Consider the following 16,548-nt stretch of genomic DNA (forward strand, 5'->3'; position numbering starts at 1 on the left):
GGCCACTATGTGACCGAAGTAGGCGGTGGTCGTTTGGCTTTGATACATCGAAAAGAGCATCGGTCAGCGGACAAGTCACCTTCCGAACCCGAACCGGCCTCAATTCAAGCGTCTTGGCTTCACTTTGTGGTTGAGCGCCGCATGAATGTAGCGGGCGCCGAAGTCGGACTTGTTGACCACGTGGATCACACCCGCCGATTGTGCCTTGTCGAACATGAACGGTGTGGGCCAGTCGCTGACCATCACGATGGGGATTTTGGCGAAATCTGGGTTCTCGGCCAATTCGATCGCAAAGTTTGCCCCGGTGCCGTCCGGCAGATGATTATCGAGCAGGATGATGCTTGTCTGATAGCGCGCCATATGTTCGCGCGCCTCTTCGATGGTGGCGGCAACAGCAACGAACACCCCCTTGAAGCTCTTGTCGAGGATGCGTTTGATCCGTTCCTGATCGAAGGTGCTGTCTTCGACAATCAGACAGGTTTGTGTTTTGGCGCCTGTCGGTGTTGCTGCAATTTGTTGCTGCATTGTAAGCTCTCACGTAAATCCACCGGAGAGCAACTCGTGCCATATAATGCTTAAGATATGGTGATCAGCTTCAGCGCGGCAGCGGGTTTGCGGCGGTGTTGTAGGTGCTCCAATCGGTGATTTCCGGATAGTACATCTGCCGCCAGCGCCGCACCCGCGGGTTCATGATGCGCCGCCAGAGCGGAGGCACCATCGCGGCCATGGTCATGATCGGATAGCCATAGGGCAGCTGCGGGGCCTCCATGTCGGAATAGGTCTGCAGCACCGGAAAGCGCCGGTCGGGTTTGTAGTGATGGTCGGAATGCCGCTGCAGGTTGATGAGCAGCCAGTTGGACATCCGGTAGTCTGCATTCCAGGAGTGCTGCGGCTTGACGTGTTCGTATTTGCCATCGCCCAGATGTTTGCGCGTCAGGCCGTAATGTTCGATGTAGTTTACCAGTTCCAGCTGCCAGATCGCAGTACCGGCCTGCACAAGGAACAGCACGAGACCGGACCAGCCTCCAAAGCCAAGGGCCAAGACCAGCATGAAAAGCTGCAGCCCCCAATACTTGAAAAACGGGTTGCTGAGGTCATGCCATGGTAGGTTACGCCGCTTAAGCATATGTTTTTCGGCGGAAAATGCGGAGTGCAGCGACTGGCGCAGCACCCGTGGGTAAAACCTGTGGAATCCTTCATTGTAGCGCGCGGTGACGGCGTCCTTGGGTGTGCCGACGTAGCGGTGATGCACCAGCAGGTGCTCGGACCGGAAGTGCGAGTAAAGCACCATGGCCAGCAGGATATCGGCCATCCAGCGCTCGGTCTTGTTCTTCTGGTGCATCAGCTCGTGGCTGTAGTTGATCCCGACCGTGCCGGTGATCACGCCGACACCGAAGAAGAGCGCGACGCGTTCCACTGTGCCGAGGTGGTCGGCCTGCGGCACATACCAGATCAGGCTGAGCAGCAGGCAAAACTGAACGGGGGCCCAGATCAGCGTGATGGTACGGTACCAGAAAAGGCTCTGTTCCGGCGTATCTGGGTCCGCGTTCGACCTGTCGTGGCCAAAAACCGCGTCGAGCGCCGAAAACAGATACCACGTGACAATCGGCAGCAGGGCCACCGTCCACCCGCCGTAAAGCGCACCCACCCAGGCCACGGGCACCAGCAGGAGCGAAATCCAGAACGGGGCAGCCCGCGAAAACCGCATCAGATCGGCAAGGGGGATGGGTTTCTGATCGTGGGTCATCATCTGGGTCCTGTTTGCTCTGCGCAGTCTAGTCTGGCGGGGACGATTGTTCCAAGCATGACGCAGCGCTCATACCGAGGCCTGCGCAAGATCAAAGGCCTTGCGCATGACCGTTGGCAGGTCGGACGGTCGAAAGTCGGCGGGCGGTCGGAAACTGCCACGGGTTGGCATTATGTCCGGTGCGACCTCAGCCGTCCAGACCTGTAGGACCAGGTGGAAATGGGTGAAGGTGTGGCGCACCTCTCCCGGCAATTGCGTCCAGTCCGCTGTGGCCGGAGGCGGCACATCGGGCAGGGTGCTGCCAATGTCGATCCAATCCGATCCCGGCCAGCTCAACATGCCGCCCAGCAGCCCCTTGTCGGGGCGCGTCTCCAACAGCCACGCGCCATCCTGGCGCTGGCCCAGATAGACGATACCGTGCCGGACCGGCTTGGTCTTCTTGGGCGCTTTCTTGGGTAGCTCGCCCGCCGTTCCGCGCAGGCGCGCCAGGCAGGGATCACGCCAGGGGCAGATGCCGCAGGCTGGCGACTTAGGGCTGCAGATCGTCGCCCCCAGATCCATCACCGCCTGCGCGTAATCGCCGGGGCGGGTGCCGGGGGTCAGCGCTTCGGCCTCAGCCATCAATGCGGCTTTCGCCTCGGGCAATGGCGTGTGGATATCATGCAGCCTCGACATCACCCGCTCGACATTGCCGTCGAGCACGGCGTGAGGCAGGTCGAATGCAATCGAGGAAATGGCCGCCGCCGTGTAGGGGCCGATCCCCGGTAGTTTCAGCAGGGCTGCATGATCGGCGGGAAACTGACCATCATGATCAGCCACGACAGCGCGGGCGCATTTCAACAGATTACGAGCCCGGGCGTAATACCCCAGACCGGCCCATTCTCCCATCACATCCGCATCCTCGGCTGCGGCCAGATCGCCCACAGTGGGCCAGCGCGCCGTGAACCTGTGAAAATAGTCTTTTACCGTCGCTACGGTGGTCTGCTGCAGCATCACCTCGGACATCCAGACGCGGTAGGGATCGGGCAATATCCCCGCCTTGCGGTCCTGGGGCGGTACCCGCCAGGGCATCGCGCGGGCATGCACGTCGTACCACGCCAAAAGGGCGCCGTTCAATTCTTCGGGATCAGGGGCAATTTCACGCAATGTTTATGATCGTCCGTCCGCTTTGACTGGTTGCCGCTGCTTGGAAAGGCTATGTTGGGACAACCGTTTCTTGAGAAGATAGCGATGCCGCCCAGACGTGCCAGTACAAAAGGGTTTACCCGCACCGCCAGCCTGCTCACAGGCCGGATCAGGGCGGCCTCGGAAAGCCGGGGATTCGCGCAAAGTCGGCTGCTGACGCAGTGGACTGAGATTGTGGGCACGGATGTCGCGGCAATCTCCCGCCCGGTTGAGGTCAGCTATGGGCGTGCAGGCATGGGGGCGACGCTGACGCTGCTGACCACGGGCTCCCAGGCCCCGATGCTTGAGATGCAAAAGGAAAAACTGCGCGCCAAGGTGAATGCCGTCTACGGCTACAACGCAATTGCGCGCGTCCGGGTTACTCAGACCGCTGCCACCGGCTTCTCCGAAGGTCAGGTTGCCTTTGAACCGGCCAAACTCGACGCCGATGCGGCGCCCGTCGATCCCGCCATTCGCCGCAAGGCTGCCCAGACCGCCAGCCCCGTTGAGGACAGCGGGCTGCGCGACGCGCTTGCACGTTTGGGCGAAAACATACTCAACAAGACAAATCGCTGAAAAGGATACACCGATGTCGCGCATGATGATCATCTCCGCCGCTGTTGCCGTGCTTGGAATAGGGGCATATTTCGTTACATCGCCCGGCCCGTCCGTGACGCCCGCCGATCCTTTGGGTGCGGCAAATGCACAAACGGCAGAAGCGGATGTGGATACCTCCACGATTCAGGAAATGTCTCTGGGTAATCCGGACGCGCCTGTCACCGTGATTGAATACGCGTCCTTCACCTGCCCGCACTGCGCGACTTTCCATGCAGGCCCCTACAAACAGCTGAAAGCGGATTACATCGACACCGGCAAGATCAACTTTGTCTACCGAGAGGTCTACTTTGACCGGTTTGGTCTCTGGGCTTCGATGATCGCCCGCTGCGCCGGTACGCCGCAGAGCTTTTTCGGCATGACGGATCTGATCTACTCCGGTCAGTCCACCTGGGCGCGCGCGGGGGAACCGACAGCAATCGTTGCAGAGTTGCGCAAAATCGGCGCCGTGGCCGGGCTCGACGCGGACACGATGGAAGCCTGCCTGCAGGACGGTGACAAGGCCCGCACGCTGGTTGCCTGGTATCAGGAACATGCCGAAGCCGACGGGATCGACAGCACCCCAAGCTTTGTCATCAACGGCCAGAAGTATTCCAACATGGCCTACAACGAAATGGCCGCTCTGATCGACGCAGCGGCTGAATAATGGCCGCACCGCTTGACGGTCTGAAGGTCGTCGAACTGGCACGTGTTCTGGCTGGCCCCTGGGCGGGCCAGACGTTGTCAGACCTCGGCTGCGAAGTGATCAAAGTGGAAAGCCCCGCAGGCGATGACACCCGCCAATGGGGCCCACCGTTCGTCACCCGGGGCGACGATGTCTCCGCGGCCTATTTCCACTCCACCAACCGGGGCAAGGCGTCGGTCACGGCGGATTTTCGCACGGAGGATGGCAAGCAGAAGGTCAAGGACCTGCTGGGCGACGCCGACATCCTGATTGAGAACTTCAAGACCGGTGGGCTGGCCAAATACGGGCTGGATTATGACAGCCTGTCGAAAGAGTTCCCGCGGCTGATCTATTGCTCGATCACCGGGTTCGGTCACACCGGGCCTTATGCGCCGCGCGCGGGATATGATTTCATCGTGCAGGGCATGTCGGGGCTGATGTCCGTGACCGGGGAGCCCGAAGGGCAACCGCAGAAATACGGAATCGCGATCACTGACATCCTGACGGGTGTCTATGCGACCACGGCGATTCTGGCGGCGGTGCACCAGCGGCATCAAACCGGGCGCGGCCAGCATATCGACATGGCCTTGATGGATGTGGCGGTGTCGATCACGTCCAATCAGGCGATGAATTACCTGACCACCGGCACGCCGCCGCGCCGGATGGGCAATGCGCATCTGAACCTCGCGCCCTATCAGGTCTTTGACTGCAAGGACGGGCATATCATCATCGCCACCGGCAATGATGGTCAGTATCAGCGGCTCTGCCGTCTGCTGGGGCTGGAGGAGATGGCGACGGCGCCTGAGTTCCTCAAGAACGTGGACCGTCTCGCCAATCGCGCAGAGATGGACACGCGGCTGACGGCGGTGACCCGGACGCGCACGCGCGCCGATCTGTTGGCGGCCTGCGAGGCCGCGGGTGTGCCCGCCGGGCCGATCAACGACATGGCCGAGGTGATGGCGGACCCGCAGGTGCACGCGCGCGGCATGCAGCTCGACCTGGAGGGCGTGCCGGGCGTGCGGTCCCCCTTTACCTTTTCCGATGCAGAATTGGCGTTGCACCGCCCCGCGCCAAAGCTGGGAGAAAACGACTAGGGCGCTTTGAACGCGTCCAACCGCTCAAAGAGCGGGTTTTCGGCCTGCGCAAAGGTCAGCCGCACCGGCAGTGTGATCACTTTCATGCGGAACGCCGGGGGCAGGCGCACGGCGTCTTTCTCGGTGGTCACAAGCTGCGCGCCCTTGGCTTTTGCATCCGCTTCCAACCGTGTCATCAGGGCGGGTGTCAGCGGCTGGTGATCCTCCAGCGGTTCGCTATGCAAGAGACGGGCACCTAGTCCGCGCAGGGTGTCAAAGAACTTCTCGGGGTGGGCGATCCCTGCAAAGGCGACGATGGGCTCATCCGTCCAGTCCATGCCCGTCTGCAGTGGTGCGAGCTGTGCTGCAACGCGTGGCAGTGTTTGGGGGACTGCAGCGGCGAACTCTGCCTGCGCCGTGGCATCGCCGAGTGTGAGCAGGATATCCGCCCGCGCCAGCCCGACATCGACGGGTTCCCGCAATGGGCCTGCAGGCAGGCAGCGTTCATTGCCAAAGCCACGTTGTGCATCCACCACGACAATGCTGAGGTCCTTGTGCAGCGCCGGGTTCTGAAACCCGTCATCCAGCACAATGATGCTCGCGCCTGCAGCTTTCGCCGCCTTGCCGCCTGCCGCACGATCTTGCGCGACCCAGACATCGGCAAAGGCGGCAAGCAGCAGCGGTTCGTCGCCAACGTCCGCTGCCGTGTGCTGACTGGGGTCCACGCGCACCGGTCCTTTGAGGCGTCCGCCATAGCCGCGTGTGACCACATGCGGTTTGTGAAACCTGTCGCTCAGCCGTTCCAGAACGGCGATCACGGTGGGTGTCTTGCCGGTGCCACCTGCATTGATGTTGCCAACGCAGATCACCGGAATACCGAGTTTCACGCCGCTCGTTCCGGCAAGCCGCCGCGCCGTGCCTTGTGCATAGATCCACCCCAGGGGAGACAGGACGCGCGCCAACAGACCGGGCTTTTTCGGTGGTGTGAACCAGAAGTCAGGCGTTCGCATGGCGTTTTTCCAACCGCTCGTCCAGCGTGGTCTGCACCAGATCGATCACCCGGTCGGTCAGCTCGGCCCCGTGGCTGATCACATCCCAGCCCGCATGCGCCATGGCTGCGGCCTGATCAGGCGCGATCAACCGTGTGACGGCTGTCCCAAGGCTTTGCGCGTCTTTCACGATCCGGGCGGCCCCGGCATTCGCTAACCGCGAATAGAATGGCAGGTACCGCCGCACATTCGGGCCGTATAGTACGGCGGAGCCCAGGGCCGCCGCCTCGAAGGGGTTGCAGCCGCCATGGCCGGGCGACAGCGAACTGCCCAGAAAGGACACCGGGGCCAGCCGGTAGAAGAGGCCGAGATCACTGTTATCTTCTGCCATCATGACCTGCGTTGTCTCGCTGGGTTCGTCTCCAACGGACCATTCGCTGACGCGGAAGCCTTGTCCCACTGCCTGCTCGGCAAAATCGATGAGAGACTGGCTGTGTGCCGGGTGCAGGATCAGCAGCAACCGATGGGAATATCGCACTGCTTGGCGATGGGCGGCCAGTATGGTTTCGACTTCTTCCTCCTGTACGCTGGTGGCCAGCCATACAGGCCGTCCACCCAGCGTTCTGGTCATTTCCGACAGGTCCTGATCTTCGCAGGGCAATGCCTGTCCGCCTGCTTGCAGGGGCGAGGTCACTTCGATGGTATTCGCGGGCAGACCAAGGTTTTGCAGACGCTGTGCGGCCGGGACCGAGCGCGCCATCAGGGCTTTGAACCCTGTCAGCAGATCACGCGACAAATCGGGTAGCCAGCGGTCCCGACGCCCGTCGAATCCGCCGGTATCCGCGTCGATCAGGATCATCGGACAGCCGTTTCGATGGGTCTCGTGCACAAGTGTGGGGCGCAACCGACCCCAGGCCCAGATACACATGTCAGGCGCCCAGTTCTTGAGAAAACTCTCCACCGCTGCCGGATGCTCTGACGGGAGCTCATCCAGATGGATGTTGCCCTCTTTCGGGCTGGTCGTGCGGGCAAGATCGAGACCTTCGCGGTCCGGAAGGGTGATCAGTACATGCAGATCATCGCGCGCGCCGCAAAGCCGTTGTGCAAGATCCTGAATGGCGAGAAGATTGCCAGTCTCGGCTGCGTGCAGCCAGACCACTTCGCCCTTGGGACGCGGCGCGCTTGGACCAAAGGACCGGGCCGCTGATCTGCGTGACAGCGCCCGGTAAGCCGCCATTCCGAACGAGCGGCTCATAGGTCTTTACCCCAGTTCTTCGGTCGCGGAGGCAGCTGTCTCTTCGTCCCGCAGGCGGTGAAGGTGGGCGATGAAATAGCGCATGTGGGCATTGTCCACGGTGCGGTGCGCTTCGGATTTCCACGCGTCGAACGCCGCCGCATAATCCGGGAAAATGCCAACAATATGAATGTCCTCGACATTCTTGAACGTGTTGCGGGTCGGGTCAACAAGTTCGCCACCAAAGACGAGATGCAGACGTTGCGTCATGGGTTTTATCCTTTGAGACGGAGGGTTGGCGGAAAATCGCGTATCTGGAAGCCGGGGTCAAGGCGCGGCAGGTGCAAGCGCCGAGAGCACCTGTTGGTGCAGGTTGGGTCCGGCGGCGATCACCCCGTTGAGCGTGGGTGTGGCATTGTTGAAGCGCAGCGGCGTGCCGGATTTGTCGGTACACAGACCTCCCGCTTCGGTCACGATCAGCGCCCCGGCGGCAATATCCCATTCCCAGCTTGGCCTGAAGGTCAGCATGGCGTCAAAGCGTGCTTCGGCCACCAGCCCCAGCCGATACGCGAGCGAGGGCCGATGCGAGCGGTGAAAGACCGGTTGCCCCTCTGACCAATGACTGGGGTCCATCACCGGCTTGGTCGCCAGAATCTCCGCCTCCTTGAGGTTTGCAGCGGTCGAGATGGTCAGCGGGGTGCCATTGAAAAACGCGCCTTCTCCCAAGGCTGCAGTATAAAGCTTGTCGCGCATCGGCAGGTAGATGGCGGCCGCCGTGATCTGGCCGCGATGCGCCACGGCGATGGAGTGCGCCCAGGTGCGCGACCCTTCGACAAAGCTGCGCGTGCCATCGATCGGGTCAATGATGAAAAGTGTCTCCTGGCCCAGCCGGTCGGCAGTGTCCTCGGTTTCCTCGGAAAGCCAACCATAGTCTGGGCGGGCGCTGCGCAGGGTCGTTTCCAGGGCTGTGTTCACCGCGAGGTCGGCTTCGGTCACGGGTCCGGCGCCGCCCGGTTTGTCCCAGGACTTTGCATCCTTGCCGACAAATCCGGTTGCCACACGGCCCGCGAGGCGGATGGCATCGGTGATCAGGGCGAGGTCAGTTGCCTGCAAGGGTCATTCCTGGCACCAGCAAGGAGGGGACCACCCGGCTCAGATGTGCGCGCGCGTCATTTGCGGGCACGATCTGGCGCAGCATGTCGCGCAGGTTCCCGGCGATGGTGCATTCGTTGATCGCATGGGTGACCTCGCCGTTTTCCACCCAGAACCCAGCGGCTCCGCGTGAATAGTCGCCCGTGTTGGGGTTGATGGTCGCCCCGATCATCGAAGTCACCAGCAAGCCGGTGCCCATGTCGCGGAGCAGGTCCGCGCGGCTCACCTCCCCCTGGCTCAGTGCCACATTCCAGGTGGAGGGTGAGGGCGCAGAGGAGGTCCCGCGTCCTGCATTCCCCGTCGAGGGCAGCCCGAGCTTGCGCCCGGTGGCCAGATCCAGCGTCCAGCCGGTCAAAACACCACCCTTGACGATCTCGCGCCTCTGCGTCGGCAAGCCTTCGCCGTCGAAGGGGCGGGACCCCGAAGCACGCGGGCGGTGCGGATCTTCGACCAGTGAGAGGTGATCCGGCAGCACGGGCTGCCCCTTGGCATCACGCAGCCAGGACGCGCCACGGGCGATGGATGATCCGTTGATGGCGGCCAGCAAATGGCCGATCAGGGAGGAGGCGATGCGTTCATCGAAGAGCACGGGAAAGCTGCCGGTGGGCGGTTTGCGGGCGTCCAGTCGGGCCACCGCCCGTTCCGCAGCCTGCGTGCCGATGTCGCGCGCATCCCGCAGATCGGACTGAAAGGTGCGGCTGTCACCATCCACGTCGCGTTCCATACCGGTGCCGGTTCCCGCGATGGCGACACAGGACAGCCCGCGGCTGGTGCGGCTGTAGCCGCCGGAAAATCCGTTGGTCGCAGCAAGATGCACATGTCGGGCGGAATACCCGGCGGAGGCGGATTGTACCTGCGTCACCGCCTTGTTCTCCAGTGCGGCGGCTTCGGCGGCCTGTGCGTCTTCCTGCAGGCTTGCGGGCGAGGGTTCCGGTGCCGGATCGTGCAGTTCCAGACGCGCCACATCTATATCACGGGCCAGCTGGTCGGGATCGGCAAGACCGGTATAGGGGTCTTCGGGAGCTTCTTGCGCCATGGCGATGGCCCGCACGGCCATTTCCTCCAGCGTCTTGGGGGCGATGTCGGACGCGGATACCGTGGCACTGCGCTGGCCGACAAAGACCCGGAGCCCGAGATCCACGGCTTCGGCCCGTTCGGCATGCTCCAACGCGCCCGCCCGCACGTCGATGCTGAGCGATGTGCCCTGCATCACGATGGCATCGGCGGCATCGGCACCCGCTGTCCGGGCGGCATCAAGTAGCTGAGCGGTCAGGCTCTCCGGCGACTGGGTCATTCAGTAAGCTCCAAACCAATTCCACGTCAGGTAGCGGTGTCATGCAGGCACTGCAAGGGAGGAAGGCAAAAAGGGGCGCTCGCTGCGCCCCTCTTTCTCGTCTACATGCGTTTATTCAGCGGCTACTGAATGCGCTGGCCGTTGGCCATGATGTGGCCCTGCTCATTGATCTCGATCTTGGAAGTGAGCGTATCGGGGGCTTTGCCCGGTACGGCAAGAAGCCCCATCATCATCCGGGCGCCCATCGCCTGATCCTCGGGCAGCAAGCCCATGGAGACAAGCGTATCCAGCAGCTTGTTGCCGCCGACCAGCATCAGATCCGCAGAGCCTTTGGGTTTCAGCCCGGCACCCGGCGTATCCGTATCGAAGGTGAATGCACCCTCGCCGGTCAATTCGGCACCGGCTGCAGTGACCTGAAGCCGATTGATATCCACGGATTCCAGCTCGGCCGGCGTAAAGCCCGGATCGTCCACGACTGCTGCTGCGGAGGGGTCAAGGAAATCAAACAGAAGCCGGGCCTTGCCGGTCAGGTCCAGCACAAAAGTCGCGGGTGTGCGCGGCAGTTGTGCCTGCGGATCAAACAACCCCCACAGCAGATCGGACATTGTGAAATCGTTGAAGGAAAAACCAACGGCAAAATCATCGGCAGCGTCGGATTTCTGCAAGGGCATCGCGAAGTTGAAGCTCGCCCTGGCCATGTCGACTTCGATGGGTACCGGGAAATCCTCCGTTGTCATGGCCAATTTGAGGTTGTTCTGACGGCCAGAGTAATTCAGACCATCGGCCCCCATGACAACTTCGAGCTTGCCACCCGTCGAGGAGGTCTCTGCGGAAAAAGCCTCGGCGTTGTTCTCTTTGACCGACATGGTCGTGGAACCACCCGAGTAGTCGAACGCGCCTTTGACCGCCATGCCAGCGGCGAGGAGGGCGGAGATATCGCTGGCATCCTGAACAACAAGCGGCACGGCGCTTTCACCGGAAAAGCTGATGCCGTCTATCCCGCCTTCAAGATCAACTGTGCCCTGGCCCTCGGGATCGATGAAAGCAAGGGTATAGTCGACGTCCGTGGCCTGCATACGCTGGTCATAGAGGCGCTTCCCGGTCACACGGGACTGCGTGGTACCGGACAGGCCGTTCATGATCACGCGCATGGCCACATTGGCTGCGTCGATCGTTTCGCCATCCACGATCAGTTCAGTCAACAGCAGTTCGAGGCTCTGTGCCGTATAGGTGCTTGTCATCTCCGTCGGCACACCTGACACGGTCGTTTTCGCGCCCGAAGGGCGAAGTTCCATCTGGATGTTTGCGTCTGCGCCTTCAGGATCGGTGATGGACATCTCGACGGGCATCACTTCGGGAAAGGTCACGTTGACGCTGCCGTCATCCGTCTCTGTGAATGTCACCTGATCGATGCGCATGATCATGCCTGCGGCATCGCTCGTTTCCGGAGAAGTGAATTCGATGTCGCTGACGGTCAGCGTGTCGCCGGATTTGGCTTCGTCTGCCGAAACTTCGTAGCCGACCCCGTTGAAATAGGCTTTCCAGTCGTTCCACACATCCTGTCCGCTGACATCTGCCTGTGCCGCGGACGCCAACGCGCCGAGGATCACTGCAACAGACGCAGTTCGGAGGGTCAAAAAAGTCATTCTCTAATCCTTATCAACAACTGTCGCGCGCATGGTCTGCCAAGGTATGGCGATGGTCAAGGGGCTGTAGGTCTGGACCCTGCCCGCGCGGCACTTTACCACAAGGCAATCAGCAAGGAGCTTTGCACATGGATATGACAGGAAAAACAGTACTGATCACCGGGGCAAGCCGTGGGATTGGCGCAGAAACGGCACGGGTTTTCGCCAGGGCCGGGGCGAACGTGGCGCTTGTCGCGCGCGGGCAGGGCCAGATTGCGGATCTGGCCGGAGAGATCGGCCAGCAGGCCATCGCGATCCCCTGTAACGTTGCCAATGCCCGCGAAGTTGCGGCCGCTGTCGATACCACGGTTGATGCGTTCGGCGGACTGGACGTTCTGATCAATAACGCAGGCGTGATCGAGCCGATTTCGCATCTGAGCGACGCGGATGTCGAAACCTGGGGGGATGTCATTGATATCAACCTCAAGGGGGTCTTTTACGGCATGCGGGCCGTCGTGCCGGTGATGAAGGCGAGCGGGGGCGGATCGGTCCTGACCATCAGTTCCGGGGCCGCCCATGGGCCGGTGGAGGCCTGGAGCCATTACTGCGCCTCCAAGGCCGCCGTGAACATGCTGACCCGGTGCCTTGATAAGGAAGAGGCCGAGCATGGTATCCGCGCCATCGGGTTGTCGCCGGGCACGGTTGCCACGCAGATGCAGCGAGAGATCAAGTCGAGCGGCATCAACCCGGTCAGCCAGTTAGACTGGGATGCGCATATTCCCGCGGACTGGCCCGCGCGTGCGCTGTTGTGGATGTGCAGCCCGGCGGCCGATGCGTGGTGCGGGCAGGAGATTTCGCTGCGGGACGAAGACATCCGTCGGCAAGCGGGCCTTACATGATCACGCTCGACCGCGCGGGTGATGTCTGGACGGTTACGTTGAACCGTCCGGACAAGGCCAATGCGCTGACCGAAGAGATGCTGACCGACTTGCGCGATGTGATGCTGTCCGCTCAGGACGCGCGGGCCGTGATCCTGACAGGTACGGGTAAGGTCTTTAGTGCAGGCGCAGATCTGGACGCCGCCCGCGCCGGGCTCGCGACCTCGCCGCTCTGGGAAGAACTCTCGATGGCAGTGGCGGCGTTGCCCGGTCTGTCGATTGCGGCGTTGAACGGCACGCTTGCGGGGGGCGCCATGGGCATGGCGCTGGCCTGTGACATGCGGATTTCCGTTGCGACGGCGCGGTTTTTCTATCCGGTCATGAAGCTGGGCTTCCTGCCACAGCCGAGCGACCCCAAGCGCATGGCGGCCCTGATCGGTCCGGCCCGGACCAAACTGATCCTGATGGGTGGGCAGAAAATAGACGCTGAAGAGGCGCTGAGATTTGGGTTGATTGACCGAATTGTGACGCCTGACGATCTGATGACACAGGCGCTGGCCCTGACGGTCGACACCGTTGCCGCGCAACCTGACCTTGCCACGCAGATCAAGGACATGTGCAGCTAGGCTGTCACCTTTTGCGCCGCCCACCGGGCACTTTCGACAAGAACCCCGGCGGGCGCTTGCGCACCCAGGCAATGAACTTCTCCAGCCGGGGATGACGGCGGAGCGCTTCCATATCGGCGTAGTCCCGCGCCAGTTCCGCCTCTGTCAGTGTCGCGTGGATTTCCCGATGGCAGATGTGATGCAACAACACGGTCGGCCCGCCCTTGCCGCCTTTCAACTTCGGGATCAGGTGATGATGGCTCTGTTTCACCTCCGGCGGGATCGGACGATCACACAGAGGGCAGATCGGATCGGACATCTGGGCTTGCTCCGGCAGGCGGTGACGGGCAAGACTCTAGGTGTGATCGTGACGATGGAAAGAGGGGCACCGCGTGGAATTTGACCTGTCCAGTCAGCCGGAGATCGTGCAGCGCGCTGCCGAATACGCCCTCATCGGGTGGGAACTTGCAAAATCCTGGGCGCTGAGCCCCGCTGCGTGGTCCCAGTTTACCCTTCTGGTGCTTGCCTATTTACTGGCCATCGTGGTGGCACGCCGCCTGCGCGGGTTGCTGACCCGGGTTATCACCCCTGCAGAAGACGCGGACAACATGTTTGCACAGGCGCGGCGCACTGTTCTGTTGGGTCTGCCCCTGTTGCTGCCGCTGCTGGCCTATCTCTTCACGGCAATCGGTGAAAGCGTCGTGCGGTCCGTTTTCGACAGCGGCGCGGTGATCGCCTTTGGCAAACGTGTCTTCATGTTCCTCGCCGTGCGCACCCTGGTGAAGGAGATTGTCAGCGATCCCTTCCTCAAGCTTCTGGGACGGTATGTGCTGATCCCGGTGGCCGCTCTCTATGCGGTCGGGTTGCTCGACCCGCTGGTGCTCAAGCTCAATGAGATGACGGTGTCGCTGGGGAATATCTCCTTCTCTGTCATGTCCCTGGTGCGCGGCATTATTGCGGGCGGCGTTCTGTTCTGGCTGGGCGGCTGGTCCAACCGGCAGACCGCGCAGTTCATCGAAAACCAGAAAGACATGCGCCCGTCGCTGCGCCAATTGATGGCCAAGGTCATCGAGTTCGCCATTTTTGGCGTGGCCTTCCTGCTGCTGCTGAACATCATGGGGATCAACCTCAGCGCGCTGGCGGTGATCGGCGGGGCAATCGGCGTGGGCCTCGGCTTCGGGCTGCAAAAGATCGCCTCGAACTTCATCTCCGGGGTGATCCTTCTGGTCGAAGGGCAGGCGACGGTCGGCGATTTTGTTGAACTCGACGGTGGCGAGGCCGGGCAGATCGTGAAAATGACCGCGCGGGCCGCGATCCTGGAAACCTTCGATGGGCGCTGGATCGTGGTGCCGAACGAGGATTTCATCACCACGCGTGTGGTGAACTATTCCGACAGCGGCTCTGCCAACCGCTATGAGGCGCCGTTTTCGGTCAGCTATGATACGGACATCAACAAGGTGCCGCCGATCATCGAGGCCGCCGTTGCCACGCACCCCGATGTCTTGGATGCGCCTTACCCGCCTGATTGCGAATTGCGCGGTTTCGGCGACAGCGGCATCGATTTTGCGGTCGAATTCTGGGTGAACGGGCTGGACGACGGGCCCAATAAGTACACGTCTGATGTGCTCTTTCTGGTCTGGAACGCGCTCAGGGACAACGGCATCGAAATCCCCTATCCGCACCGGGTTGTGGAATTCAAAGGCGACATGCCGCAGGTTCAGGAGTGAGCCACGCGCTGGTGATTGGCGCGGGGCCTGCGGGGTTGATGGCGGCGGAAGAACTGGCCGCCGCCGGGCTTCGCGTGACGGTCTGTGAGGCCAAACCTTCTGTCGGGCGCAAGCTGCTGATGGCGGGGAAATCCGGGCTCAACCTGGCCAAGGACGAGCCTTTCGAGGATATGATGCCCCGCTATTTCGAAGCCGCCGACCCGCTGCGCCCGATACTCCAGACGTTCGACGCAACCGCGGTGCAGGACTGGGCACGCGCATTGGGGCAGGAGATTTTCACCGGATCGACGGGACGGGTGTTTCCCCGTGCGATGAAAGCCTCGCCGCTTTTGCGCGCGTGGCTGAACCGATTGACCGAGGCTGGGGTCGTGTTTCGCACCAACATGCGCTGGCGTGGCTGGCATGACGGGAACATGGTGTTCGATGGTCCGCAGGGGCCTGAGATCCTCCGCGCAGAGGTCACGGTGCTGGCCCTTGGCGGGGCAAGCTGGGCGCGGCTGGGGTCCGATGGGGCCTGGGCCGACATTCTGGCCGCGCGGGGCGTCGATTTGACGCCCTTTGCAGCCACCAATGTGGGGCTGCAAATCGCGTGGTCACCGCATATGCAAAAGCACGCGGGCGCGGCGTTGAAAGGCGTGCGCTTCATGGCAGGACCAATGGCGTCGCGGGGTGAGGCGGTGATCAGCCAGACGGGCTTTGAAGGTGGCGGTATCTACGAAATCAGCCGCGCCGTCCGGATGCGTCACAGGTTGGTCGTCGATCTTTTACCCGATCTTGATGTGGCAGAGGCCACCAGACGCCTGTCGCGCGCAAGGGGGAAATCCAGCCTGTCGACGCATCTGCGCAAAACCCTAAAGCTGGATTCGGTGAAAATTGCGCTGGCGCAGGAACTGGCGCGCCCGCTGCCGAACAACCCTGCGGCGCTTGCACAGGTGCTCAAGGCATTGCGCCTGCGCCACGACGGTCTGCGTCCGCTGGATCAGGCGATATCGGTTGCTGGTGGTGTGCGGTTTGACGGGCTGACACCGGAGTTGATGCTGAAACCGCTGCCCGGGGTCTTTTGCGCCGGTGAAATGGTGGATTGGGAGGCTCCGACCGGGGGCTACCTGATCACCGCCTGTCTGGCCACGGGCCGGTGGGCCGGGCGCGCCGCTGCCGCTTACGCGGCGGACGCCGCCTGAAACGCCGACCGTTCCCGCAGCGCCTTGGCGTAGTGAAAAAGCTTGTCATCGGTGCGTGGAAATTTTGCCCCGATGGCCCAGTTCAGGCAGTGACAGGCCAGAATGTCCGGCAATGTCATCTCGTCGCCCATCAGGAAGGGCCCGTCGAGACGTTCGGACAAGGTCGCGGCTGACCGCTCGAATTCATATTTCAGTGCGTCCTTGACGGCAGGTACCCGCACGCCCTCCGGAAGGGCAAAACTGTGTTTCGCAGCCGACCAGAGAATCGCATCAAGCTCATCAATCAGCCAGAAGGTCATCGCATCCTGCCGGGCCCGTGCCACCGTTCCGGCGGGCGCAGTGAGCTTGCCGTGCTTGTCGGCCAGATAGGTCATGATCGCCACGGAATCAGTCATCACATCCTCCCCATCCAAGAGCGCGGGAATTTTGCCCAGAGCATTGTACTTCATGGCTTCATCTGATCGGGGGCCGGCAGCAATCTGCTCGTAAGGCTCCTGCATTTCCTGCAACATCCACAAAACCCGAAACGCGCGCGATTTGCTGGTGCCGATCACTGTGTACATTGCCCGATGTCCTTTGGATTACTGCCTCCGAAGACTG

Annotated in this window: 18 protein-coding genes; 7 read left to right on the forward strand and 11 right to left on the reverse strand. The window is 62.0% G+C overall.

The window, feature by feature from the left end; translation table 11 throughout:
- Positions 1-99: 99 nt before the first annotated feature.
- The 3 genes from Q1A07_RS09925 to mutY all read right to left on the reverse strand — a co-directional run bounded on the left by Q1A07_RS09925 (position 100) and on the right by mutY (position 2,893).
- The gene (locus Q1A07_RS09925; protein WP_299780250.1) at positions 100-525 is read right to left on the reverse strand and encodes a response regulator; all 426 of its coding nucleotides are present in this window, start codon (positions 523-525) and stop codon (positions 100-102) included.
- A 70-nt stretch (positions 526-595) separates the two neighbouring features.
- Positions 596-1,747: an alkane 1-monooxygenase gene (locus tag Q1A07_RS09930; RefSeq protein ID WP_299780252.1), complete on the reverse strand. Its 1,152-nt coding sequence runs from the start codon at positions 1,745-1,747 to the stop codon at positions 596-598.
- A 69-nt stretch (positions 1,748-1,816) separates the two neighbouring features.
- Positions 1,817-2,893: an A/G-specific adenine glycosylase gene (gene mutY, locus Q1A07_RS09935; RefSeq protein ID WP_299780254.1), complete on the reverse strand. Its 1,077-nt coding sequence runs from the start codon at positions 2,891-2,893 to the stop codon at positions 1,817-1,819.
- Between the two features lie 84 nt (positions 2,894-2,977).
- Here mutY and Q1A07_RS09940 point away from each other — a divergent pair, with 84 nt between their 5' ends.
- From Q1A07_RS09940 to Q1A07_RS09950, 3 genes are read left to right on the forward strand one after another with little or no spacing between them, the layout of a single operon-like run.
- The gene (locus Q1A07_RS09940) at positions 2,978-3,487 is read left to right on the forward strand and encodes a DciA family protein (protein WP_299780256.1); all 510 of its coding nucleotides are present in this window, start codon (positions 2,978-2,980) and stop codon (positions 3,485-3,487) included.
- Between the two features lie 13 nt (positions 3,488-3,500).
- Positions 3,501-4,172 carry a DsbA family protein gene (locus Q1A07_RS09945; protein WP_299780258.1) on the forward strand — a complete coding sequence of 224 codons (672 nt, stop codon included), beginning with the start codon at positions 3,501-3,503 and terminating at the stop codon, positions 4,170-4,172.
- The gene (locus Q1A07_RS09950; protein WP_299780260.1) at positions 4,172-5,284 is read left to right on the forward strand and encodes a CaiB/BaiF CoA-transferase family protein; all 1,113 of its coding nucleotides are present in this window, start codon (positions 4,172-4,174) and stop codon (positions 5,282-5,284) included. Before Q1A07_RS09945 ends, Q1A07_RS09950 begins: the two co-directional genes overlap by 1 nt.
- On the opposite strand, the gene lpxK is transcribed toward Q1A07_RS09950, so the two are convergent.
- The 6 genes from lpxK to Q1A07_RS09980 form a co-directional block, all read right to left on the reverse strand.
- On the reverse strand, positions 5,281-6,273 hold the full coding sequence (gene lpxK / locus Q1A07_RS09955; protein WP_299780262.1) for a tetraacyldisaccharide 4'-kinase: 993 nt from the start codon (positions 6,271-6,273) through the stop codon (positions 5,281-5,283). The two genes, Q1A07_RS09950 and lpxK, sit on opposite strands and share 4 nt — an antisense overlap.
- Positions 6,260-7,507: a glycosyltransferase N-terminal domain-containing protein gene (locus Q1A07_RS09960; RefSeq protein ID WP_299780264.1), complete on the reverse strand. Its 1,248-nt coding sequence runs from the start codon at positions 7,505-7,507 to the stop codon at positions 6,260-6,262. Before Q1A07_RS09960 ends, lpxK begins: the two co-directional genes overlap by 14 nt.
- Before the next feature lie 6 nt (positions 7,508-7,513).
- Positions 7,514-7,756 (reverse strand): DUF4170 domain-containing protein, encoded by a 243-nt coding sequence (locus Q1A07_RS09965; protein ID WP_299780266.1) that lies wholly within the window; start codon positions 7,754-7,756, stop codon positions 7,514-7,516.
- 57 nt (positions 7,757-7,813) lie between these two features.
- On the reverse strand, positions 7,814-8,599 hold the full coding sequence (locus Q1A07_RS09970) for a 3'(2'),5'-bisphosphate nucleotidase CysQ (RefSeq protein ID WP_299780268.1): 786 nt from the start codon (positions 8,597-8,599) through the stop codon (positions 7,814-7,816).
- Entirely contained in the window at positions 8,586-9,932 is a 1,347-nt protein-coding gene (locus Q1A07_RS09975) for a TldD/PmbA family protein (protein WP_299780270.1), read from the reverse strand. Before Q1A07_RS09975 ends, Q1A07_RS09970 begins: the two co-directional genes overlap by 14 nt.
- A 122-nt stretch (positions 9,933-10,054) precedes the next feature.
- On the reverse strand, positions 10,055-11,578 hold the full coding sequence (locus tag Q1A07_RS09980; RefSeq protein ID WP_299780272.1) for a DUF2125 domain-containing protein: 1,524 nt from the start codon (positions 11,576-11,578) through the stop codon (positions 10,055-10,057).
- Positions 11,579-11,706: 128 nt separating this feature from the next.
- On the opposite strand from Q1A07_RS09980, the gene Q1A07_RS09985 reads away from it, so the two are divergent.
- Positions 11,707-12,456, forward strand: a complete 750-nt coding sequence (locus Q1A07_RS09985; RefSeq protein WP_299780273.1) for an SDR family oxidoreductase — start codon at positions 11,707-11,709, stop codon at positions 12,454-12,456.
- Positions 12,453-13,061, forward strand: a complete 609-nt coding sequence (locus Q1A07_RS09990) for an enoyl-CoA hydratase/isomerase family protein (RefSeq protein ID WP_299780276.1) — start codon at positions 12,453-12,455, stop codon at positions 13,059-13,061. The genes Q1A07_RS09985 and Q1A07_RS09990 overlap by 4 nt, the downstream gene beginning before the upstream one ends.
- A 4-nt stretch (positions 13,062-13,065) precedes the next feature.
- Here Q1A07_RS09990 and Q1A07_RS09995 read toward each other — a convergent pair whose 3' ends face one another.
- Positions 13,066-13,359, reverse strand: coding sequence for an HNH endonuclease (locus tag Q1A07_RS09995; protein WP_299780278.1), 294 nt, complete (start codon positions 13,357-13,359; stop codon positions 13,066-13,068).
- Between the two features lie 73 nt (positions 13,360-13,432).
- On the opposite strand from Q1A07_RS09995, the gene Q1A07_RS10000 reads away from it, so the two are divergent.
- Positions 13,433-14,767, forward strand: coding sequence for a mechanosensitive ion channel domain-containing protein (locus tag Q1A07_RS10000; RefSeq protein ID WP_299780279.1), 1,335 nt, complete (start codon positions 13,433-13,435; stop codon positions 14,765-14,767).
- A complete protein-coding gene (locus Q1A07_RS10005; protein ID WP_299780281.1) occupies positions 14,764-15,948 on the forward strand; it encodes a TIGR03862 family flavoprotein in 1,185 nt (394 codons plus the stop codon). Before Q1A07_RS10000 ends, Q1A07_RS10005 begins: the two co-directional genes overlap by 4 nt.
- Here the strand turns inward: Q1A07_RS10005 and Q1A07_RS10010 are convergent.
- On the reverse strand, positions 15,927-16,511 hold the full coding sequence (locus Q1A07_RS10010; protein WP_299780283.1) for a glutathione S-transferase family protein: 585 nt from the start codon (positions 16,509-16,511) through the stop codon (positions 15,927-15,929). The genes Q1A07_RS10005 and Q1A07_RS10010 overlap by 22 nt on opposite strands.
- Positions 16,512-16,548 lie beyond the last annotated feature (37 nt).

The sequence above is a fragment of the uncultured Roseobacter sp. genome (assembly GCF_947492555.1).
Classification (GTDB): domain Bacteria; phylum Pseudomonadota; class Alphaproteobacteria; order Rhodobacterales; family Rhodobacteraceae; genus Roseobacter.